Here is a 2,793-nt window from a genome sequence, read left to right as displayed (position 1 = left end):
GCTGGAGCAGGACCACATGCTGTATGGCAAGGCCAGCAACATCGACGCCGTGAGCACGCCATATTTTGAAACCTATTCCGCACCACTACAGATCGAGGGGATTTAGATGGCTGACACATTTTACGACGGCATGCCAAATGTTAATGAGGAACTAAATAGACTGGTAGGGCGCGGACCTGTATCTGGCGCCTACAATCCGGCTCCGGGCATGTCGCCAATGGGCGGACCGAATGGCTTCATGAATCCCGGCTGGATCGATCCAAGCCTTCCATTTAACACGAGCCGGATCGACGTAACCGGCAAAGGCAATGCGGTACCCAGAGTGAGAGTAGGAACTACCACCGAAGGCGAGCCTAGTATCAGCCTTGCGCGCTGGCTTGGCTCAGGGAATGATGATGTTACCTACCGATTTGTCAACAAGAATGGTGAATTCCGGATCGAATGGGCTTATGGGGGCCAGCTAGGCTATCAGGCTTTTACCCCGATGATAAAGGTGCAGGGGATCACTGGACGCGTCGACCTGCCGCTCCTTAAAGTGAGCAGTTCCGACCTATCAACACTTCGGCATAATATTAGCCGAGGGACAGGGCAAGGGCAGGAGATTTTGTACGTAGGCGTGGATGCTGCAGCGCCCAGCATTGCAATGCTCGCCTCCGATGGATTGGCGTCATGGGGCACTGCCACAGCTGTTTTATTCGTTGGTCGGAACTCCGAAACAGGGCGCAGCATTTCGACAGCAGGGACGATTATTGCTGGCGGTGCTGACTATGCCGAGTACATGATCAAGGCGCTCTTGTGCGGCACGATTGCTCCTGGCCAGGTTGTCGGCATTGACGTCGAGGGTAAGTTGACCGATAAATGGGATCGCGCCATCGCATTCATTGTGAAGTCGACTAGCCCATGCATGGTCGGCGGTGACACCTGGTCACAGGAGCTGGGCGCGCGGCCAACGGCGCCGGAGCGTTTGATGCCAACCATTGAGCGGGAATTAGTCGCGCCGGCCATGCCAGCTGACGAGGCGAATGGTGTTCCTGCTGTCGATGCCGTCTACCTGGCCACCGTGACATTGCCGGGCGATACCGATGAAGACTGGGCGGCGAAGGAGGAGGCCTATGTCGCAGCGGTCCACGCATTTGATGCTGCCTTGGAAGCGTTGCGTCAGAAGGTCGACCGCATCGCCATCGCCGGCCGCGTGCCGGTCAACGTGCAAGGCGCCCAGCCAGGTGACTACATCGTGCCGGTGCCGGACGGCGCCGGAATCAAGGGTATTCCCGTCCGCAAGGCAGACCTCACGCATTCGCAGTACCTCGATGCCGTCGGCCGCGTGATTTCGATTGAGCCGGACGGCAGGGCCTATGTGATGGTCAAGGTCGTGTAGCACAGCGGCACTCCACCACAAACCCGCTTCGGCGGGTTTTTTCGTTTCCGTTGTCGGAAATACTGTCTCACCTTTCCCTAGAAATGAGACAGCCATGCTCGTAATGTCAGCGCTAGCTGCTGCTCTAGAGCAATCCACCCACATACCCAACCCGAAAGGCCAATATGGCTGAACCTGCAAGCAGCACCGTCGGCATCGCCATCGCCGCCGGCACTATCACCCTGACCGGGTCCATCCTGGGCGTGCAGTATGACGCGCTGCTGGCCGGCCTGGCCGGCGGTCTAGTCTCGCTGTCCTACCTGCCGCCCATGCGTGGACCGCAGATCGCCGGCAGCGTGATCGGCTCGTCGCTGATCGCGGGCTGGTTCGCGCCAGTGGCCAGCGTCACCGCAGCCAATTATTTCCCATTCCTGTCGAGCGCCGGCGAATCGGGTATCCGCATCGCCGCCGCAGCGGGCCTGGGCCTGTGCGCCCAGGTCATCATCCCGGCCGCATTCGCCTGGTTGCGCAAGAAAGGAGACGTGCCATGAACATTTTGTATTTGATCGACATGGCGGCGGCGGCCATCGTGCTGGCGCGAGGGCTGTTCGTCGAGCTCAATCACATGCGGCCTGGCACGGGCAGCCCTATCCGTATCACATGGATCGCGCTCACGGCCGGTGCCGCCGCCGTGCTGCTGTTCGGCGTGACACCGGCCTGGCCCGAGGTGCTGCTCCATTGTGGCATCGCTGCGCTAGTCTGCGTCGACCGGCGCTCATCGTTCTGGAAGGGATCGTCATGCAACTGAGTAAAAATTTCTCACTGGCCGAACTGGTCGCCTCCGACTGGGCGGCGCGCCATGGTGTCCACAACACGCCGCCGGCCGTCGTGCTGGCCGAACTGCAGCGTACGGCCGAGATGCTGCAGCGTATCCGCAATTACCTGACGGCCAGCACCGGCATTGATACGCCGCTGACCAATATAAGCGGCTACCGCTCGATTCCGGTGAATCGGGGCATTGGCAGCAGCGATGGTAGCGATCACGTGCACGGTTGTGCTGCTGATTTCAAGGCGTTGCGCATGACGCCGTACCAGGTATGCCAGGCCCTGCTGCCGAAATTGGACGAGTTCGGCATCGGTCAGATCATCAATGAACTGACCTGGGTGCATGTCAGCACACGCATGGCGGCCAAGCCGATCAACCGCATCATCACCATCGACCGTCATGGCACGCGTGCCGGCATCTTGCAGGTGCGGCCGTGAGCGCCCTGGGCACGTTGGCGGGCGCCGCAGTCAACGGCATCTGGAAGGCGGCGGCAATCCTGCTGGCTGCCGTGCTGGTGGTGGTGGCCAGCTCCACCAGCACGGGCTGGTGGCTGGCCGCTGGTGATCGTGATGCCGCGCGCGCTTCGCTGGTGCAGGAGCAGGGCGTCAGC

General features: G+C 60.8%; 4 protein-coding genes. All 4 read left to right on the top strand.

The features are described 5' to 3' along the window. Positions 1 to 106 precede the first annotated feature (106 nt). The 4 genes from ACQ4W7_RS28935 to ACQ4W7_RS28920 all read left to right on the top strand — a co-directional run bounded on the left by ACQ4W7_RS28935 (position 107) and on the right by ACQ4W7_RS28920 (position 2,620). A complete protein-coding gene (locus tag ACQ4W7_RS28935) occupies positions 107 to 1,378 on the top strand; it encodes a hypothetical protein (RefSeq protein ID WP_436535159.1) in 1,272 nt (423 codons plus the stop codon). Between the two features lie 164 nt (positions 1,379 to 1,542). After that, entirely contained in the window at positions 1,543 to 1,908 is a 366-nt protein-coding gene (locus tag ACQ4W7_RS28930) for a hypothetical protein (protein WP_071077676.1), read from the top strand. Then, a complete protein-coding gene (locus ACQ4W7_RS28925) occupies positions 1,905 to 2,165 on the top strand; it encodes a hypothetical protein (RefSeq protein WP_426074855.1) in 261 nt (86 codons plus the stop codon). The genes ACQ4W7_RS28930 and ACQ4W7_RS28925 overlap by 4 nt, the downstream gene beginning before the upstream one ends. Beyond that, positions 2,156 to 2,620 carry a D-Ala-D-Ala carboxypeptidase family metallohydrolase gene (locus ACQ4W7_RS28920; RefSeq protein WP_436535157.1) on the top strand — a complete coding sequence of 155 codons (465 nt, stop codon included), beginning with the start codon at positions 2,156 to 2,158 and terminating at the stop codon, positions 2,618 to 2,620. Before ACQ4W7_RS28925 ends, ACQ4W7_RS28920 begins: the two co-directional genes overlap by 10 nt. The last annotated feature ends 173 nt before the right edge of the window (positions 2,621 to 2,793 follow it).

The organism is Janthinobacterium algoris, from assembly GCF_051380935.1.
Classification (GTDB): Bacteria; Pseudomonadota; Gammaproteobacteria; order Burkholderiales; family Burkholderiaceae_D; genus Janthinobacterium.
This window is presented reverse-complemented; position numbering and strand designations above follow the sequence as displayed.